We start from the raw sequence: 19,829 nt of genomic DNA on the forward strand, positions 1-19,829 counted from the left end.
AAGGCTTTTGACATGAACGATCGTCGACGGACACGCACCGCATTCGCTTTCGCGTTTGCATGGTTTTGCCTGACGGGTGTATCCACGCAAGCAGCGGAGCAAACGAACTTCCTCGTGATCCTGGCGGATGACTTGGGCTATTCCGATCTTGGTTGCTACGGCGGCGAGATCAACACGCCCAACTTGGACGCGTTGGCGGCCGGCGGCTTGAAGTACACCCAGTTCTACAACACCGCTCGCTGCTGGCCCACACGTGCGGCCTTGATGACGGGGTACTACCCACAACAAGTTCGACGCGACGGGATGCCGGGGACGACACGTCAGTACGGCGGTGGTGGAAAGCGACCCGATTGGGCGCTCACGCTTGCGGAACGTTTGAGACCGGCCGGTTATCGAACCTATCACTCCGGTAAATGGCACATTGATGGGAAGCCAATCGAACATGGATTCGATCGATCCGATGAAGCCACTCGCAGTCCGGGATTCTTCGATTCCATCCGAAAAAAGAACCGTGATCCGAAGTTCTATCGCACCACCGCGACCGCGCAACACGCGATTGAATGTCTGCAAGAACACGGGGAACTCTATCCGGAGCAGCCGTTCTTTCACTACCTCGCCTTTCACGCACCGCACTTTCCTCTTCATGCGTTGCCGGAAGACATCGAACGTTACCGAGACCGATACCTCGCGGGATGGGACGCACTGAGAGAGCAACGTAAACAACGTCAGGCAACGCTTGGCCTCGGTGTGGGCGAACTGTCACCAATCGAAACCGAGGTGGGGCCGCCCTATGACTTCCCTGATCAAATCAAACAGCTCGGTGCCGGTGAGATCAACCGCCCTGTGGCCTGGGACACGCTGACGGAACAGCAACAGCGTTTTCAAGCGACCAAGATGGCCATCCACACCGCGATGGTCGACCGAATGGATCGAGAGATCGGGCGAGTGATCGATCAACTGGAAGAGATGGGTGAGTTCGAAAACACTTGGATTTGCTTTTTGTCTGACAACGGCGCCAGTGCGGAAATCATGGTCCGAGGTGAAGGGCACGATCCCACAGCCTCCCCCGGATCAGCCGAAACGTATCTGTGTTTGGGGCCCGGATTCAGCAGCGCTGCCAACACACCGTTTCGCCGCCACAAAACGTGGGTCCACGAGGGTGGCACTTCCACGCCGTTCATCGTTCATTGGCCGAAGGGGATCGGTTCTTCCGATGAACGCAGAACCAACGTCGGCCACGCGATCGACATCACTCCGACGGTTCTGGAGATCGCCGAAGTCCAACCGAAGTTCGGCGATGCACCCCCGATGAGCGGTCGAAGCTTGGTGCCAACCTTCGAAAACGAGCAGGCCGTCATTCACGACGAGCTGTGGTTCTATCATGAAGGCAACTGGGCTCTCCGTCAGGGAGATTGGAAAATCATTCACTCCAACATCGCACGTCCGTTTCCCTGGCAAAGATCCGAAACCGCCGCCAACGAGTCCAAAGGCGATGCCCATTGGAAATTGTACGACTTGAGTCACGACCGCGCGGAACAGCACGACTTGGCTGACCAGCATCCCGATCGCGTCAAGCAAATGGCGAATCGTTGGTGGGAACTGCAAGGTCAGTTCCTCAAGGATTCAACATGGTCGATTGGCAAGGCGGTTGGCAGCAATTGATGATGCGTTCAATTTTTCTCGCAAGTGTATGTCTGCTGACGCTGCTCGTTTCGCCATGCCTCATCCGAGCCGCGGAACGGCCCAATGTTCTATTGATTGTCGCGGACGATGTTGGTTACAGCGATCTGGGTTGCTACGGCGGTGAAATCGACACGCCCAACCTTGACCGATTGGCGGCAGAAGGCATTCGCTTCAGCGAGTTCCACGTCAATCCAATGTGCACGGTCACGCGAACGAGTCTGATGACTGGGCACACGCATTGTCAGTCCGACGAGTATCGCCGCTCCATTCCGGTGGCTAGTTTGTTGAAAGACGCCGGGTACTCAACTTCTCTTTCGGGGAAATGGCACCAGCCCAAAAATCCGCTGGACGCCGGATTTGAATCTTTCTACGGATTCCTCGGCGGAGCCATCGATAGCTGGACTGGCAAAGAAGGCAGTCGCCACGCGATTCAAACGGACCGTGAAAAACCTCGGCCTGTCGAGCAGGGTTGGTACAGCAGCGATGCATTCACCAACCGCACGATCCAAGACATCGATCGAGCTAAGCAAGCGAACAAGCCGTTCTTCGCGTTCCTGGCGTTCAACGCTCCTCACACGCCATTGCATGCGCCGCGAGCCAACGTTGAAAAGTATTACCAGCGATATCAGGCCGGTTGGCAGACGCTTCGTCAAAATCGATACCAGCGATTGAAGACGATGGGCATGATCGACGATCGCTACGTAATGACCGAACCGGATGGAGAGGTACGGCGGTGGGAGGAACTGCCCGCGAAGATCCAGAAGCAAGAAGCTCGACGCATGGCCGCCTACGCAGGCATGCTGGATCGGCTGGATTGGAACGTCGGTCGACTGTTGCAGCATCTGAGTGATGAAGGACTCCGTGAAAACACCATGGTGATTTTTATGGCGGACAACGGAGGCGCGTACAACAACGGTGACATTCGCACGTACAACCAACAAATCCCATGGCAAGCCGGCTCGAATGCGTTTGTTTCCAACGGATGGGGCTATCTGAAGAACACTCCGTTTCGTTGGTACAAATCTTGTGCTCAGGAGGGTGGCGTGTCCGTGCCGTTGATCATTCACTGGCCCCAAACACTGGCGAGCCAATCCGGTCAAATTCGGCACCAACGGCTGCACGTCACCGATCTCTATCCAACGCTTCTGGAGTTAGCGCACGCGAATTACCCGGCCGTTGACGGTGATCGAGATTTAGAGCCTCTTTATGGGCAATCGATCTTGCCGTTGCTTCGCGATCCCGAGATCGATGAGCTTGGAATCCATGACGAGATGTTCTGGGCATTCAATCAAACGGGCAAAGGACTGACTCGAGGGCACTGGAAAATCTCCAGCATCAGCGATGGACCATGGCGTCTGTACGACATTCACAAAGACCCCGCCGAGTCGCGTGATTTGGCACGCGAAAGGCCGGATGTCTTGAGGGAGATGAGTGCGACCTGGTTCAAATTCGCGAAAGAACGCACCGCGATGCCGACGTCATGGCGAAGTCCACTCAAACCCTATCAAGAGGGTTGGGGATTTCATCGAGCCAGAATGGTCATGCCGGGCTATGTCCGCGCCGTACCAGCGATGGCAGCCACAAATGTCAGTGTGCAAACGGACCTAACGTTTCACTTTGCAGAACCAATCCGCTTCGCCAATTCGAAGGGAAAAACGCTGCGGTTGTATGAGGCGTCCGAAGTCGAACATCCAATCTGGGAGGCTGACCCTGCACCGGGCGATCCTGCGGAAGGTTCTCGTTCGATTTGTTTTTCGGATTTGCCGGAATTGAAATCCAACACCACGTACTTCGCACTGGCGGATCCAGGCTGGATCACCATTGGAGGACACCCAGCAGGTCCGCTGAATGACGGAGCCTATTGGTACCGTTTCCGGACCGGCATGGGTGAGGACGTCTCGGAGAAATAGACGGACGCGAATGTGGTTGGCTGTCGATCAGTTTTCATCAGCTCACCGCATTTGCTTGCGGTATTCACGTGGCGATAGATCGAGGTGTGCTCGGAACTGCCGGCTGAAATAGTTGCTGTCCGAGAAACCGACGTCGAAAGCGATGTCCGTGATCGACCGTTCCGTCGTTCGCAACAAGCGGCTGGCCTCTTGGATCCTCACCTGAATCAAATACTTGATGGGCGAGGTATGCATGGTTCCTTCGAAGGTGCGAATGAAGTTCCGCCTCGACATGCCAGAAATCTCCACCAAATCATCCAGCGTGATGGGTGTCGCGAAGTGACGCTGGATGTGCGAGATCGCTTCCGCGATACGAAGCAATTTCTTGCTCTCTGGGTTGCGTGTGCGGCTGTAACATCGTGATAGGAATGTCACCAGTTGCAACATCGTGACCGTCGCCATCGTTTGAAATCCTGCCGCTCGGTTTTTAAGTTCCTGATCCAACGACTCGACGTACTTCAACGTTTCAATCAGCTCAGCGGGATTGAGTTGCAACCGGCTGGTGAATTGGTGTCGTTTTCGCCACGCGGGCTCCAAGGTGAACAACGCGTGATAGCCGGAAAGAGATTGCAAGTCGCCCAATCCCAACGGCAGTTCTTCCGGATCAAAGAGGATGTTGATCAAGCTCAATCGATCCATATTGAGATAGTCATGCGGCCGATCGCCTCCGATGACGAATGTGTCGCCGGTCACCAACTCGTAACTGTCCTCGCCCGTGATGTGGACGCCTTGGCCGCCGGTGATGATGACGACCTCTGCGAACTCGTGGCAATGCAACCCAAACGGCTCCTGCGGATCACGTCGTTCCACCACGATCGGAAACCCATCGCTGTGGAACCAATCCTCCTTTTTGAGCTTTGGAATGGAGGCAGACATGGTCGCAGAGTCCCAAAAAACGCCGTGTTTCGGTCGCTCGCAGCAACCGCACTGGATGGCATGATTGTGCTGCAACCGGCAAGAATGTCAAGGTTCATTGTTTTCCTGCATGGTACGCTACGGTCCGTTCAGTCACCACAATGGCCTGAATGGACAATGCAGACGCCCTTCGATCAAACATCGGGATCACCATGGACCCTGGCAAAATAGACAAGGCTTACGAGTTAGCAAAAGAGGCCTATCAAGAGATTGGCGTCGATGTGGACGCAGCGCTGAAGCAAATGCGGAACGTGCAAATCTCCGTTCATTGCTGGCAAGGCGATGATGTGATGGGATTCGAGGGCGACACCGGCGCGCTCGGCAACGGCTTGGCGGTGACAGGCAACTATCCAGGACGTGCTCGCAACATAGACGAGTTGCAAAGCGACCTCGAATTCGCTTACTCGCTGATTCCCGGTCGCCACCGGTTGAACCTGCATGCTCTCTATGGTGACTTTCCAACGCCAGTGGATCGCGATGAGATTGGCGTGGAACATTTTCGAGGCTGGATCGACTGGGCACGGGGCCAACAGATCCAATTGGATTTCAACCCCAGCTACTTTTCGCACCCCCACGCGACCGACGGTTTCACGTTGTCGCATCCGGACGCGGGAATTCGTCAGTTTTGGATCGACCATGGCATCGCAAGCCGAAAGATTGCCGCTGCCATGGGTGAGGCGCAAGACACCCCCTGCATCAATAATTTTTGGGTTCCCGACGGTTACAAGGACACGCCGGCGGATCGCAAAGCTCCTCGAGAAAGACTTGCGGCAGCGCTCGATTCGATTTTCTCAACCGATCTGCCGGCCGAGCACACTTTGGACGCGGTCGAATGCAAACTCTTCGGCATCGGCAGCGAAAGCTATGTGGTTGGTTCTCACGAGTTTTACATGGGCTACGCGATCTCTCGGAACAAAGTGTTGTGTTTGGACGCGGGGCACTTCCATCCGACGGAAGTGATCTCGGACAAAATTTCGTCCGTCATGATGTACGTCCCTGAGCTCCTTTTGCACGTTAGCCGTGGCGTTCGTTGGGACAGCGATCATGTCGTGACCTACACCGATGAGCTTCAATCCATTTTGCAAGAAGTGGTTCGCGGCGACTATCTAAACCGTGTCCACATTGGATTGGACTTCTTTGACGCCAGCATCAACCGAGTGGCAGCGTGGGCCATCGGCACTCGCAATACGCTCAAGGCGTTGCTCGCGGCCTTGCTCGAGCCGACCCAACAGTTGCAACAACTGGAGCTCGAAGGCGACTACACCGGTCGATTGGCGTTGTTGGAAGAACAAAAAACGTTGCCTCTGGGTGCTATTTGGAACCACTACTGTCAACAAGCCGGGGTTCCAGCCGGTGCGGATTGGTTGGGATTGGTCAGGCAGTACGAGAATGATGTTCTCTCACATCGCGATCGAAACCCAACCTTGGTTGGATGACTTTCTGAAAGACACTTCACTGATGGCGGATGAGTGCTTTCGGAGGGATGAAGCCGAAAGCGGTACACACGAGAACTTTGATGAGCGAAGACAGCAACAACGCAAGTGGCGAATTTGAACGCGAACCGGTTCCCGAATCAGCTCGACTCGGAAACGGTAAGTTTTGGGGAATGTACGCCGGCGAGCACGCGGCGGGCACCGAGTTCATGATCGGCCCTCTGTTTTTAGCGGCCGGTGCCAGCCTTTCGGATTTGTTGCTGGGACTATTGCTGGGCAACATCTTGGCTGTGTTGACCTGGCGATTTCTGGTCGTGCCGATTGCGATGGTCAAGCGATTGACGCTGTACTACCAATTGGAACGCATTGCGGGCGATTCGCTTGTGAAGCTTTACAACCTCGTCAACGGTTTGTTGTTTTGCTTTCTAGCAGGGGCGATGGTCACCGTCTCCGCGTCCGCGGTTGGCGTGCCGTTTGACATTCGGTTCGAGGTACCCGAAAACGTTTTCGGTCTCAGCAATCCTTCGTTCACGCTGTTGGTTGTGATTGTCGGTGCGGTCATCACAGCGGTTGCGGCGGGCGGATACGAACGAGTGGCGCGTTTCGCGAATATTGCGGCACCTTGGATGATCGCCGTGTTCGCGTGCTGCGGAATTGTTTCGCTCGCGCAAATGGGTGCCACCAGCACGACGGCTCTTTCGGAGGGCACGTTTTGGTCGGACGCGATCACGTTTGTGCAGGAAAAGAACGGCCCCGCGACATTTAGCTTTTGGCAGATCGTCGTGTTCGCTTGGTTGTGCAATGGTGCGATGCACTTTGGCATGTCTGATTTGACCATCTTCCGTTTTGCTCGCCACAAATCATCCGGCTGGGCACCAGCAATTGGAATGTTCTTGGGCCACTACATGGCATGGATCGCCGCAGCATTGTTGTTGGCAGCTTTGATCAAACTTCAGCCCTCCTTGGTGGTTGGTGATGACGGGAAAGTCACCGCGAACCCCGGTTTGCTGGCTTATCAAGCGGTCGGGTGGACGGGAATCATTTGCGTTGTCATCGCCGGATGGACGACCGCCAACCCCACGATCTACCGTGCTGGGTTGGCTTTCCAAGGCATGGTGCCAAATAGCTCCCGCACCGCAATGACACTGGTCGCTGGGCTGGTGGCCACCATCGCGGGTGCATTCCCGAACTTGTCTGCCCAATTGCTGGACTTCGTGGGGATGTACGGAACCATCTTGGGCACCATGGGGGCCGTCATTTTTGTTGACTTCTACTTGATCCACAAGTTTGGCCTTCGTCCGGAATACGCGTCCAGCACAGGCATCCGCATCAACGCGGCGGTTTTGATTGCGTGGACGCTTCCGGTGGCGGTTGCGTTGTACTGGATCATGGCCAAAGGACTGTTTGCCGCTTATGCGGTCATACCATGTTGGTTCGCGTGCGGAATCTTGTACCTGGTGCTCAGCAAATTCCTGCAGCGTCCAGGCGTGCAACAGTCCACCGTGTGAACAGGAACGAGTGCACAAGAGAGAAGATTCAAGAAAACGAAGACTTATGAAAAACATTGCCAAGATGATTTCGTTGATCGCTTTTTGCTTGATCGTGGTTCCGTGCTCGCTCTTCTTTGCGGGAGCGATCGACCTGCCTTTGGTGAAGACACTCGCACTGATCGGAACCATCATTTGGTTCGCGTCCACTCCGTTGTGGATGAGCCGAGAACTGCAGGTGGATTCAGCCGAAGTCGAGATCTAAACGCATCGGCATCCTTTTATCCGCGCATTGGGCCCAGGCATTGCCTCGGCACCCGCATCCGGGAATTGCAGCGGTGTTTCCGGTATAAGCTGCGTTCGCCCTCACACGTTCGGAAGCGAACGGCTCCAGCTCCGCAAATGCGGGACGATGAACTCCATAGACATCTGTTGTAGACTGTCCATCACAATTCACCCCCATCACGAATGAGAAAATCGATGAACGTCGCTAGCCAACAATCTTTGCTCCCCGAAGTCCAATCATTCTTGGATCAGTCTCCACTGCCGAGTTTCGTGGGAGGCAAACCGCTTCCCAACGCCAACGGGAATTTGGTGGCCACCATCGACCCCGGATCGGGCGATCAATTGGCTGAAATTCATGATTTGGATGCCAGTGAGATCGATCAGGCCGTTCAAGTCGCGAGTGATGCATTCCCCGCCTGGGCGGCTTTGTCCCAAGACGAACGTGGATCGATCTTGCTGAAGTTGGCCGATGCGGTCGAACAACACAAACCGATCATTGCCCAGATCGAGGCATTGGATGCGGGAAAGATTGAGGCCCAAGCGGCGGGTGACGTTCAGAATTTCGTGGATACCCTTCGCTACTTTGTTGGGTTGGCGTCCAAAGTCGAAAAACGCACCAAGCTCGACGTGCCTGGTCACGAAGCTTGGACCGTCAAGCAACCTTGGGGTGCTTGTGCGTTTATCTTCCCATGGAACTTTCCGTTCTTGTTGATCGGATGGGGAATTTCGCCGGCTTTGGCAGCGGGCAACACGGTAGTGATCAAGCCCGCGGAAGACACGTCGTTGTCGGCACTTTATCTGGCACAGCTCGCGAAAGAAGTTGGCGTGCCGGATGGCGTGATCAACGTGGTCACCGGGCGTGGTGCAACCGCGGGAGCCGCTCTGACCAACAACAAGCAAATCAAACGCATGTCATTCACCGGTTCGCCCGAAGTGGGACAATTGGTCGGCGAAGCATGCGGTCGCAACTTGGTTCCGGTGAAGTTGGAACTGGGCGGCAAAGGCGCTGCTGTCGTGTTCGACGATGTGGACGTCGCGGCCACCGCCAAGGCTCTCGTAGGAGCAATCACGTTCCACACCGGCCAAGTTTGCTGCGACGCGACGCGGTGGTTGATCCACGAGAACATCTACGATGAATTTGTCGCCGAATGCCAACGTTTGATGGAGGAGGTCAAGATTGGTCACCCGTTGGACCCATCCAGTCAAATGGGCCCCGTCGTGAACCCGAAACAACGCGAACGTGTTCTGGGCTATCAAGAGAAGGGAATCGCGGGCGGAGCCAAATGTGTTTGTGGTGGTGGCGCCGCCACGGTCGACGGCATGGATGGGAACTATGTCAAACCAACCTTGCTGGCGGGAACGCTCGACAACATCGCCGCGCGTGATGAGATTTTCGGCCCCGTGGCTTACTTGGCGACATTCTCAAACGAAGAAGAGGCCATCGCGATGGCCAACGACACGGACTACGGGTTGGCCAACAGCGTTTGGACACCTGACGAAGCCAAAGCGAATCGAGTCGCGGAAGCTATGGTCGCTGGAAACAGTTGGATCAACGCTCACAACGTGTTCGCTCATGGGGTACCTTACGGCGGCGTGAACAAGAGCGGCATGGGTGGCGGAGTTTTGTCGATCGAGACTCTGATGGACTACTACCGCAGCCAATCCGTCGTGCGGCCTTTGTAAGTTCACCGAGTCCCCGTCTCGGCGACACCGCAACGCCACACTGCATTGGGCGGACCTACCGATCCATCGGAAGGGTTCGCCCATTTTTGTAGCAGTTTGTTTTCAAGCCAATTGCACTCCCATCTGGAATCATCATGACCGACTCGCGTGACGTGCAGCATCCTCGAGACAGAATCATGCAGACGATGGACCGAATCTATCGGTACCGCATGACGACCACTTCAGGAGGCAATCTGTCGATTCGCGATTCGGAGGGGAACATCTGGATCACGCCGGCCCGCGTCGACAAAGGCAACCTGACTCGCAACGACATCATTTGCGTGCGAGCCGACGGCACCGTCGAAGGCCCCCATCCGCCGTCCTCGGAATTTCCATTCCACAAAGCGATCTATGAGGCTCGCGACGACGTGCACGCAATCGTGCACGCTCACCCGGTTGCGTTGGTGGCATTCAGCATTTGTCAACAGGTTCCCGACACCCGCCTGTTTCACCAAGCCCACAGCGTATGTGGCAAAGTCGGGTTTGCACCGTACGCCTGCCCTGGTTCGCAAGCCTTGGGCAAAAGCATCGCGGATCAATTCGCCCAAGGTTGCGACAGCGTGATCTTGGAAAATCACGGCGTCGTGGTGGCCGGAGTGGATTTTGCCAGCGCGTTCCAACGATTTGAAGCCTTCGAATTCGCGGGCAAAACGCTGATCAAAGCCAAGCAGTTGGGCCGAGTCCTTTCACTCACTGACGAGCAGCTTCAGCAGGCGGCATCGAGGAGTGTTGACTTCACCAGCTATGAACCCGGCGTCGCTTGCACGCGAGAGCAAGAGTTGCGAAGGCAACTTTGCGAGTTCATTCGACGGGGATGCCGACAACGATTGTTGATCAGCACAGAAGGCAGCTTCTCCGCTCGCGTGAACGACAACACGTTCTTGATCACGCCAACTCAACGTGACCGCGAACAGCTTCGCGCGGAAGACTTCGTGCTGGTCGACGGCGAACGTCGCGAAGCGGGCAAATTGGCCAGTCGAGCGGCGAATGCTCACCGAGCCATCTACGAGATGCACCCGCACGTCAACGCGATCGTGTTTGCTCATCCAGTCAACGCCACCGCGTTCAGCGTGACGGATGTTTCACTGGACGTGCGAACGATTCCCGAGAGCTACGTCTTCCTGCGAGATGTCGCTCGCGTCCCATACGGAATTCAATATGGCAACGATGGGACGATTGCGGATCACGTGACCGAGCGAAACCCGGCGGCGATTCTGGAGAACGATGGCGTTTTGGTGACTGGATCAACGGTATTGGATGCGTTCGACCGGCTGGAAGTCCTGGAGTCCACCGCGGAGGCTGTCATCAATGCGAAAGCCATTGGCGAAGTCTCCGTGATGCCGCCTCAGGTCATCGACGAACTTTGCCAAGAGTTCAATCTGGGCTGAGCCTGCCTTGGCTGTAGCGTACGTCGTGCAGGCTGGCGTCTGCAATCAGCATCTGCACTACGGGGCGTCGTTCTCGATTGAGATTGGATCAGTGTCTGAAATCGGATCCGCGTCGGCCTGAAACACCGATCCAAGTTCGATAGGGTCGCCGTTGGCGTGGATCCCCGCCGCTTCGTCCATCGCGCGAATGTCCGATTCAACCAAGTCAACTTTGATCGGCTCTGACGTATCGCATCCAACACAGAACACCGACAACGCCAGCGCAGAACCAAACGAACGTGACCACGACACGGTGAACTGCCCCCGGCGATTCGATCGTTTCACCGACGTCACCGTCACTCCAATTCGCGTCCAGCCGATTCGCATTTCATTGTCCTGATTGACGTGCCCGCTCCGCTTCTCGCACTTCATCGATGTCATTCGGACGCGGTTTTTCGTTGACCGATTGACCGATTGCTTTTGCCAAACGTCCCAGCATCCCGAAGTAGATGAAGGTGGCGGCGGTGGCCGTGAAGATGCAAATCACCGCGGCGCCGATCGGTGGCACCAAACTGGCGGCGGCAAAGACCATGAACACGCCGAAGAAGACCAACGCACTGGAAAGGTAAAACCCACCCCAAGCTTCTTCGCACCTTGTCACGCTGCGTCCAACCTCGGGTGAGAACGGCACGAAGATGTTTTGCATATCCAACATGGACAGCAGAACAAACGGGAACAGCAAGAAAATCGACAGCATGATCAAACACACCGTCGCTAAGTTTTCACCAAAAGCCATGTGTCCAAGCAGCCAAGCCGGGCCACCCGTCAATCCGACTGCCGCGAAACAGAAGATGGTCGGAGCCATCCATTCCAGGGGCTCCAACGTGAGCGGCCAATCCGATACTGATTCCTCGTCGTTGCTGACGGACTGCAAAATCACAAAGCCGCATGCCAACACCATTGCGCCGTAAAAAACACCCGCCGGGAACAGAAACATCAACCCCGCGGCGTAACCAGACGCCAGCACGAGTCCGGCGAGCGTGGAAGCGATGGCCGATAGGATCAACCAGTGAACCACCACGCCGAACTGAAAGAAGATGCCAAAGACACCTTTCGCCCAGTCCGTAATCTTAGGGACGTCGTACTCGGCCGCCGGTGATTCTTCCTCGACCTTTGCCGCTTCCGCCAGCAATTCTTCAGCGGAACGCCGGAATGGGTCGGCCGGACGATCTTTTTGAGTGACGGCTGATTCGTTGAACTGAAACGACTCGGCGCGATCCATGTCGATCACGACCTTCTTTTTCTTCTTTGGCGGCGGTGGCACCTTCACCATCTTGTGGCAATCGTGACAGCGAACCTGCTTGCCTGCCTTGTTCGCGGTGACGTTGATCACGGTCGAACAAACCGGGCAACGAACGCGATAGTTCGTTTCGTACTCCACGTTGTGAGCAACCGGCTCATCGGAAGCAGACGCGCGGGCTCCAGACAATCCGGCCCCAGACGCCTTGTTCGCGTACGAGTTGGCTTTTTCAAACAATGGATCCACCGTTGGATCGCCGGACGCCGACGACTGCGAATCGGGGAACGCCGATGTTTCCTCCATCGCATCCAAATTGAACGGATCGTCCGGATCGTCAAAGGGATCCAATGAACTCGCCGCGGCAGCTGCTGAAGGTTTGCCATGGGACGCATTCTGAATGGCGTCGGAGAGATCTTGCAATTCGAACGGGTCCGATCCGTCATCATCGCCGACGTCCATGGGCGGCAGGTCCAACCCACCAAACATGTCGTCTTCATCGGCAGTGGAGGAGGACGATGAGCCAGACGAATTGTTCAACAACGCCCCCAAATCACCAAGTGCCGAACCACCAAGCGACGAATCTTCCGACGCCGACTCATCCGACGCCGGTTGCGACTTGGCCTGAACGGGAGGACTGGTCGCTGCTGGTTTCGGGGTGGTCGCGGGAGTCGACGCGGCGGGTTTGGGCGTCGCGGCCGGCGAGGAGCCGACGGTGGTCGTCGGCTTCGGCCGCGGTGGTGGATCACTCAGCTCCAACCAATCGTCATCGTCGTTGGTGGAGCTGGCCGAGATTCCAGGAACTAGAAACGTCTCTTCACACTTCGGGCACAGAACGCGAGTGCCTCCGGCATCATCGCTCACCGCGACGGCCGCCATACATCGCGGGCATTGCACCGATTGTGTCATCGACGATCAGTCCTCCATCACTTCCGCTTCACGAGCTTTGGCAGAATCGTTGACGCTGTTTTCAGCGTTCTTGGTCAATTCTTGCACCTGTTCTTTGGTCTTGTCGCGATCGTCTTCGGTCATCTCTTTGTCCTTTTCCGCCGAGTCCGCCGCTTTGTTGGCATCGCGACGAATGTTGCGGATCGAGACCTTGGCTTCTTCGGCCAATTCCTTGATCCGCGCGACCATCTTCTTTCGGACTTCGCCGGACAAAGGTGGAACGTTCAAACGAATGACGCGGCCATCGTTTTGCGGGTTCAGTCCCAGATCGCCAGCGACGATCGCCTTTTCGATCTCTTTGATTGTCGATGCGTCGTAGGGACGAATCAAGATTTGCTGTGGCTCAGGCGTTCCGATACTGGCCAATTGCTTCAGTGGTGTCAGCGAACCATAAACCTCGACCTTGATCGAATCGACCAAGCCTGGGTTGGCTCGTCCGGTGCGAATCCCCGACAAATTGTGTTGCAGCACCGAAACCGCTTTCTCCATGCGTTCTTCGGCATCCATCAAAATCTCGTCGCTCGTCATCGTGTCATCCTGGGGATTGAGTGGGGAAAAAGCGGATTGCAATCATCGTTGGTTGGTTTGGGAATCTTGCGGGTCACCAATCCAAGTGCCCACGGATTCGCCGCGAACGGCACGCACGATGTTGCCGTCCTGTTTGAAATTAAACACCAAGATTGGCTTGCGATGTTCGTTGCACAAAGCGATTGCCGTGGCATCCATGACACGCAGCTTCTTTTGGATCACTTCGTTATAACCGAGTTGCTCGTACAAGACCGCATGGGGATTCTTTTCAGGGTCGTCACTGTAGACCCCGTCCACTCGCGTTGCTTTGAGGATCACGTCGGCTTCGATCTCCAGCGCTCGTTGAGCCGCAGCGGTGTCTGTCGTGACGAACGGGCTGCCGATTCCTCCGGAAAGGATGATCACGCGGCCTTTTTCGAGATGACGGATTGCACGGCGTCGAATGAACTGCTCAGCGACTCGGTCCACCGGCAAAGCGCTCATGACCCGCGTTTGCAAACCGATCGAATCCAACGCGTCTTGCAACGCCAGCGAATTGATGACCGTGGCCAGCATTCCCATGTAGTGCGCCGTGGCTTCTTGAACCGCCGCGTTGGCACCCGAGAACGACGCACCGCGAAGAATGTTTCCGCCGCCGTTGACAATCGCGATTTGGCAACCGGATTCGTGAGCCGCCTTGATCTGTTTGGCAATCGCCAGCAATTCGTTGCCGCTGATGCCTTTGCCTGATTCAGCCAAACTTTCGCCGCTGAGTTTCAAAATCACTCTGCGATAACGTAAATCACCTTCGGGCGGAGTCAGGGGGGCTGTGTCGGGCATCTCGGAGGTCAGGTCCGCTCTAAAGAAAGTTTTCGAAATCAGGAAGCCGGTCAACGCGGGGCGATGTGCCTGCAATGCGTGCTATCCCGTACGTCGCCAGCAGACAAAACGGTAACGATTTCGAGAACTTTGCGAAACCAGTCGCGAATTCCAACGGATCGGTTTGACTAACGCGAATCATCGTTCCAAACCTCCTCGCAAGATGGGGGTGAAAAATGCTATTTGCCCACCGAGGGAAAGATTTTGACCTAGGGTTGTGGTGAAGGGTCTCTCCGCTCGTGAGAAAGACACGTTCGAACCTCCCGTGAGGAACAAAATTCATGCCGATGACAACGACGACAACCGGTTCTTCCGCGCCGCCCGTGACCGTGATTCCACCTCGGAGATCTCGGGACGCCAACATTCCTGCGCAAGAAAGTTCCGTGACCTCCGCCGCCAGTCGATCGTTTCAAAGTGACCGTCGTCGCAATCGCGAATCGTCGGACGGATTCGCACGTGAACGCCGCCAATTCGGCAGCTCTCACGCTGATCTGTCCGAAGACGGCCGCGAATTGGCTGCGGCAATCGACCAGTACAAAATGCAGCATCACCGTCGGTACATCACCTGCGATGAAATGTTGTTGGTGATGCGACAACTGGGTTACAGCAAGTAGCGATTGCCCAAAGTAGCGACTGCCCAAGGTAATATTCGCCCAGCCATGCATTCGGCCATGCGACTTGGTCAATTGTCCCGCCTAACGCTCCCGATTTGTTGAAGCGATTCGGCCAAGCAACACGAGCCACGGTTCAAAGCAACGAGTCGTTCCCATCAAGACTCCTCGCTCGTGTTCTTTTCGCGGACGATTTTTCCGTTCTCCCGTTTTCCGCGCTCTCGGTTCACCCTTCCCGCTGTTGAACCAACCACGTGTTTGATCAGCCCGACGCCTGCCCCGGCGTCACCGGCTGGCTTCTCTCCACGTTCATTCGCTCGACGAACTCCAGACGTCCTTGTACCGCGAAAGCAGTTCGGATTCTTGTGGTGTTCCGATCGCGCGAAACGCATTCCACGCCGGTTTCGGTTTGCCTCGTGGATGTTCCTTGCTGCTCAATCCACGAAGCCCGAGAAGCAGCCCGCCTTCGCCGCTGTGATCGACTGATCGATGGTAATCAAATGCCAACACGCTATCGAACTGGCGTAGCTGCTGGAACGTGTACAACACGGCCGCGACTTGTTGCTGCAGCGATTGCTCGTCGTCCTCGGGAGCATGAAACCCTTGTTCGCTTAGCAACACAGGTCGCACGTTGCCCTCGGCGTCACGCAAGCGGTCGCTCTTCATGTATTCATCCAAGACCGACCAATTCTTCAGCGTGAACATTTTGGCGTCCAAGTCAAACTTCACGTTGTCGTTCCAGGTGTCGGATTCCCAAAGGCTTTCCGGGTACGGATGGTGAGCCATTCCCCATGGGAAGTCACCTTCGACCTCGCCGTGCTTGACCAACGATTCCATGATTTCTTTGGATCGGTACCAACGCCAATGAGCCGGGTTGGGCAGGTTCCAGTAGTGAGTCAACGAGATGAACGTGCGTGCGTGAGGGTTGATTCGACGTGTCGCGATGTCGACCATCCGCATGGAGCGAAAGTAGTGGTCCAAGTAAACGTGGTGCGGTGTTTCACCCATGTTGGTCCACTGCCACCCCGCATCGATCTCGTTGTGAACGATCCAGTGGTCGATTCGCAGATCACCTTCGCTGTATCGCTCAGCCAAATAATCCAACGTGATCGCGTACAAGTTGGCGGAGTCCGGATCGGTCAAGTTCGGCATCGTATAGACGCCGGCCGGATCCGCATTCGGATGCTGCAATGTCGGTCGCTGGCTGTCACGTGCAGACCTGTTCGTCTGATTCCCGATCAACAAAATTCCTGCCAACACCAATCCGGCCTCGCGTCCCATACGGACACGCTTGTCTAAGTGCTGTTCCGCACCTTGGCGGACAAAGACCTGCTTGCCGCGAATGGTGACGGGAACGTAGCCCGGTTTGGGATGCAACTCGATTAAACCGTTCAGCAAAATATTGACGGTGGCGTGCTGCAACCCAAGTTCACGGATCATTTCCGAGTTCAATTCCGACACGCAGGTGACTCCCTTCGCCGCATGCAGCGTCGGCGTTGGCGGCAGTGTCTTTGCTTCGCTTTGATCGAGGACGTCGACATAGCGGACCGCGGAATACGGCGTGCAGGTGCGGCTGCCGTCGTCGCGAAGTGCACTGCTGATTGAAACCACTTGCCAACGCATTCCGGTTCGCTTCAACCAGGAACCGGGTGCGGCGGGGAACTTCACCTCGAATGTCCCATCACTTCGCAGTCGGACCGATCGGAAATGCGTTTTGGAGTCAATGGTTGCCGGCAACGCCGAGATCTCGTCCAAATCACGAGCGATCAAACTCAGATTCGCCGTGGCAACTTCGCCAACAGCCTTTCCTGAAACCACCACATGCTCGGGCGAGTGTCGAACCTCGGTCAAACGGATCGGAAAATCGGTGTGATAGTAATTCGCAATGCGTTCGTCCAACTGCTGAAGTTGTTGCACGTGGGCGGCACGCTGCTGACGTTGCTTCCATTCGCGGTCATTCTCCGGACGCAGTGTCACCTTGCGAATACGAAACCGGACATCCTCTTTGCGACCAAAGTCCAATCGCAATGTGGTCGGTCCATCATCGTTCAAAAATAATTCGCCTTCCGATAGATCACAACTGTAGACCGTCCATCCTTCGGCGCGGTGCAAATACGGAAGGTCCAATCGTCGCTTCTCGCTGAACGGTTGGCCGATGAAGAGTTGCATGTTCTGAATGCCTTCTGGACAGAAGACTTCCATCGCCAGCATCCAATGACGATCGACGACAGGAGTGGCCGGGATGTCAAAGACGATATAAGGATCGTTGCCGGTTGAATCCAGAACCAACGCGCCACCGTCCTGCTGAATCGTCAAGTGATGACGGGACGCCGAGTCGACGGGGAGATTGATCGCATGGGATTGAGCCCTCACCGTTTGAGCCAGACCGCTCATCGCGATCAAACAACCAATCGCAATCGCGAATTGAATGCGAGTGCGTCGAGAGCACATTTCTCGCGCAATGCGAGACGGGTGCATGAACGTATGCATCGTTAGTCAGGTGGGCAGGAAGGGGCGGGACCGTTCTCGCGGAACGGTGAAAGGCATTGTCGATGACCACCACCAATGTCGCTCTCGCATCGACAGTATCGTTGCGAGAATACGGAGCAGCCAGACACGACCTTTATAGTTCAGTCGAAGCGTCTGCGGGGGAGGTTTCGCGGGTGACCACCGGCGAAGTCATCAACTCGCCTTTTTGTGGCATGCCTCCGTCGACATCGATTTGCACGCTCAGATGGCAACGCCAATTTTCGTCGTCCGGCTCAGGGAAATCGCTCCGTAAATGGACGCCTCGCGATTCAGTTCGAGCCAGCGCGGAGGATGCCATGCAGTGCGCGGTGAGCAACAGGTTCTGAAGCTCCCAGCCCTCGACTTTGTCGAACTGATATCGCATCACGTAGGCTGCCAGAGACCGGATCTGGGCGTCCGCCTGCCGCAGTCCTTCCGCGTCGCGCTGCACGCCGACCAAACGCCCCATCAAACTTTTGAGCGAAACGCGAACATCGGCAATGTCGATGGATTCAGATTGTGCGTGACTAGCATGTTGAATACGACGAGCCACCATCTTGTGCGGCCCCTCGGCTGCCGAACGACTGGCGGCTTCACCAGCATGAGCCCCGTACACCAAACCTTCCAACAAGCTGTTGCTGGCCAAACGGTTCGCACCATGCAACCCTGAACTGGTCGCTTCACCCGCCGCCCACAAACCGGGCAAGCTCGTGCGTCCTTGCATGTCGACTTTGACACCACCGATCATGTAGTGAGCCCCCGGTCGGACGGGGATTCGATCCGTCGCGATGTCCAAGTCAAACTTGCGACACGTTTCCGCGATGCCGGGGAAGCGGGCTCGAACGTGTTCCGCATTCAAATGTGACAAGTCCAAATACACGCACGGATGCGCGGTCTCGTTCATCTGATTGACGATCGATTGGCTGACCACGTCCCGCGGCGCGAGTTCACCGCGTGAATCGTAGTCTGGCATGAATCGATGCCCGGTGGCGTCTCGCAAGTAAGCGCCATCGCCTCGAACGGCCTCCGTGATCAGCGATCGCGACGACCCTGCGATGTAGAGCACCGTGGGATGGAACTGGATGAACTCCATGTCGCGTAGTTGCACGCCGGCCCGATACGCCAGTGAGGTTCCGTCCCCCGTCGCGACCGGTGGGTTGGTCGATTCGCGATAGACCTGCCCCACGCCGCCAGTACACAGAATCGTTTCCTTCGCCCAAACCATCGTTGGACGTCCATCACTGGAAACGACGATCGCGCCGTGACAGCGACCTTCTTGACTGAGCAGATCGACCGTGAACGCGTTTTCCCAAATGTCGATGTTAGACGCCTCACGCGAACGAGCGATCACGGCTCGCATGACTTCTCGTCCCGTGGCATCGCCCATCGCATGAACGATGCGTTCGTGGCTGTGACCACCTTCGCGTCCCAACGCAAGCTCACCTTCGCTTTTGTCGAATTGGGTTCCCCAGTGGATCAATTCCTCGATCCGCCGCGGGCCTTCGTGAACCACCCGTTCCACCACCTCGCGATCGCACAAATTGCCGCCAGCGATCAGTGTGTCACGAATGTGGTCATCGAAGCAGTCCTCGGGATCCAGCACCCCCGCGATGCCACCCTGGGCGTAGTTGCTGTTGGACTCTCGCAATTCGTCCTTGGTGATCACCAACACGGACAAATTGGGTTCGACCGCGTTAGCCGCACGCAAACCAGCCAACCCACCGCCGATGACCAGAACGTCGGTGAAACGATGCAGGGCTCTTCGCGAATCGAATGGCAAAAGATACCGGGGTGTGATCATCGTCCGTCCGTCGTGTTAACAAATTCGAGCGCGAGCGTTCTCGGCAATTTCACAGTGTAACCCGTGATATCTCGCTTGACCGGCCCCCTGAAAATCGCGTTCGCCGCGGTGGTCGCCGGTGATCTGACCCAATACACACGCACCAATGTGGGGGTCCAAGTTGTCTGAGCCGGACCATGCGAGAGCGGAATCATAACCGGACGGCAAAAAATCCGATCACAGCAGGCGTTTTGGAACCACCGCACACCACAGAAGCCCCGCGAATCGTTCGTGTTATGCGGAATCGGTGGACAGATCCGCACAAGACGAATTTCCGGCGCCGAGGTGTCTCGGTCAGAATAGGCATCTCCTTGCGAGCACAACTGAACGCGGGAGTGAAAATGAATCAACAGATCCTTTCACACCGGGATGCAAACCTTCGCGGCGCGGGTAAACTT

General features: G+C 56.2%; 15 protein-coding genes. 8 read left to right on the plus strand and 7 right to left on the minus strand.

Annotation, left to right across the window (positions count from 1 at the left end; all coding sequences use genetic code 11):
* Window positions 1-12 precede the first annotated feature (12 nt).
* Both LOC70_RS23655 and LOC70_RS23660 read left to right on the plus strand, forming a co-directional pair.
* Window positions 13-1,662 (plus strand): arylsulfatase, encoded by a 1,650-nt coding sequence (locus LOC70_RS23655; protein ID WP_230256534.1) that lies wholly within the window; start codon window positions 13-15, stop codon window positions 1,660-1,662.
* Window positions 1,629-3,593, plus strand: a complete 1,965-nt coding sequence (locus LOC70_RS23660; RefSeq protein WP_230256535.1) for a sulfatase-like hydrolase/transferase — start codon at window positions 1,629-1,631, stop codon at window positions 3,591-3,593. Before LOC70_RS23655 ends, LOC70_RS23660 begins: the two co-directional genes overlap by 34 nt.
* A gap of 42 nt (window positions 3,594-3,635) precedes the next feature.
* On the opposite strand, the gene LOC70_RS23665 is transcribed toward LOC70_RS23660, so the two are convergent.
* The gene (locus tag LOC70_RS23665) at window positions 3,636-4,508 is read right to left on the minus strand and encodes a helix-turn-helix domain-containing protein (RefSeq protein ID WP_230256536.1); all 873 of its coding nucleotides are present in this window, start codon (window positions 4,506-4,508) and stop codon (window positions 3,636-3,638) included.
* Between the two features lie 149 nt (window positions 4,509-4,657).
* On the opposite strand from LOC70_RS23665, the gene LOC70_RS23670 reads away from it, so the two are divergent.
* The 5 genes from LOC70_RS23670 to LOC70_RS23690 all read left to right on the plus strand — a co-directional run bounded on the left by LOC70_RS23670 (window position 4,658) and on the right by LOC70_RS23690 (window position 10,862).
* Entirely contained in the window at window positions 4,658-5,983 is a 1,326-nt protein-coding gene (locus tag LOC70_RS23670; RefSeq protein ID WP_230256537.1) for an L-rhamnose isomerase, read from the plus strand.
* Between the two features lie 80 nt (window positions 5,984-6,063).
* Window positions 6,064-7,488 (plus strand): purine-cytosine permease family protein, encoded by a 1,425-nt coding sequence (locus LOC70_RS23675; RefSeq protein WP_230256538.1) that lies wholly within the window; start codon window positions 6,064-6,066, stop codon window positions 7,486-7,488.
* A 46-nt stretch (window positions 7,489-7,534) separates the two neighbouring features.
* Window positions 7,535-7,732: a hypothetical protein gene (locus LOC70_RS23680; RefSeq protein WP_230256539.1), complete on the plus strand. Its 198-nt coding sequence runs from the start codon at window positions 7,535-7,537 to the stop codon at window positions 7,730-7,732.
* A 215-nt stretch (window positions 7,733-7,947) separates the two neighbouring features.
* The gene (locus tag LOC70_RS23685; protein ID WP_230256540.1) at window positions 7,948-9,435 is read left to right on the plus strand and encodes an aldehyde dehydrogenase family protein; all 1,488 of its coding nucleotides are present in this window, start codon (window positions 7,948-7,950) and stop codon (window positions 9,433-9,435) included.
* A gap of 134 nt (window positions 9,436-9,569) precedes the next feature.
* On the plus strand, window positions 9,570-10,862 hold the full coding sequence (locus LOC70_RS23690; protein ID WP_230256541.1) for a class II aldolase/adducin family protein: 1,293 nt from the start codon (window positions 9,570-9,572) through the stop codon (window positions 10,860-10,862).
* Between the two features lie 57 nt (window positions 10,863-10,919).
* Here the strand turns inward: LOC70_RS23690 and LOC70_RS23695 are convergent, their stop codons facing one another.
* From LOC70_RS23695 to pyrH, 4 genes are all read right to left on the minus strand, one after another.
* Window positions 10,920-11,153 carry a hypothetical protein gene (locus LOC70_RS23695; RefSeq protein WP_230256542.1) on the minus strand — a complete coding sequence of 78 codons (234 nt, stop codon included), beginning with the start codon at window positions 11,151-11,153 and terminating at the stop codon, window positions 10,920-10,922.
* Window positions 11,154-11,229: 76 nt separating this feature from the next.
* On the minus strand, window positions 11,230-13,047 hold the full coding sequence (locus LOC70_RS23700; protein ID WP_230256543.1) for a hypothetical protein: 1,818 nt from the start codon (window positions 13,045-13,047) through the stop codon (window positions 11,230-11,232).
* Between the two features lie 6 nt (window positions 13,048-13,053).
* Window positions 13,054-13,614, minus strand: a complete 561-nt coding sequence (gene frr / locus LOC70_RS23705) for a ribosome recycling factor (protein WP_230256544.1) — start codon at window positions 13,612-13,614, stop codon at window positions 13,054-13,056.
* 42 nt (window positions 13,615-13,656) lie between these two features.
* On the minus strand, window positions 13,657-14,433 hold the full coding sequence (pyrH, locus tag LOC70_RS23710; RefSeq protein ID WP_230256545.1) for a UMP kinase: 777 nt from the start codon (window positions 14,431-14,433) through the stop codon (window positions 13,657-13,659).
* 326 nt (window positions 14,434-14,759) lie between these two features.
* Here pyrH and LOC70_RS23715 point away from each other — a divergent pair, with 326 nt between their 5' ends.
* Window positions 14,760-15,086, plus strand: coding sequence for a hypothetical protein (locus LOC70_RS23715; protein WP_230256546.1), 327 nt, complete (start codon window positions 14,760-14,762; stop codon window positions 15,084-15,086).
* Window positions 15,087-15,392: 306 nt separating this feature from the next.
* Here the strand turns inward: LOC70_RS23715 and LOC70_RS23720 are convergent, their stop codons facing one another.
* Together LOC70_RS23720 and nadB are read right to left on the minus strand one after the other, a co-directional pair.
* A complete protein-coding gene (locus tag LOC70_RS23720) occupies window positions 15,393-17,534 on the minus strand; it encodes a DUF5722 domain-containing protein (RefSeq protein WP_230256547.1) in 2,142 nt (713 codons plus the stop codon).
* A gap of 172 nt (window positions 17,535-17,706) precedes the next feature.
* On the minus strand, window positions 17,707-19,392 hold the full coding sequence (nadB, locus tag LOC70_RS23725; protein ID WP_230256548.1) for an L-aspartate oxidase: 1,686 nt from the start codon (window positions 19,390-19,392) through the stop codon (window positions 17,707-17,709).
* Window positions 19,393-19,829: the final 437 nt, after the last annotated feature.

The organism is Rhodopirellula halodulae (assembly GCF_020966775.1).
GTDB classification, from domain to species: Bacteria; Planctomycetota; Planctomycetia; order Pirellulales; family Pirellulaceae; genus Rhodopirellula; species Rhodopirellula halodulae.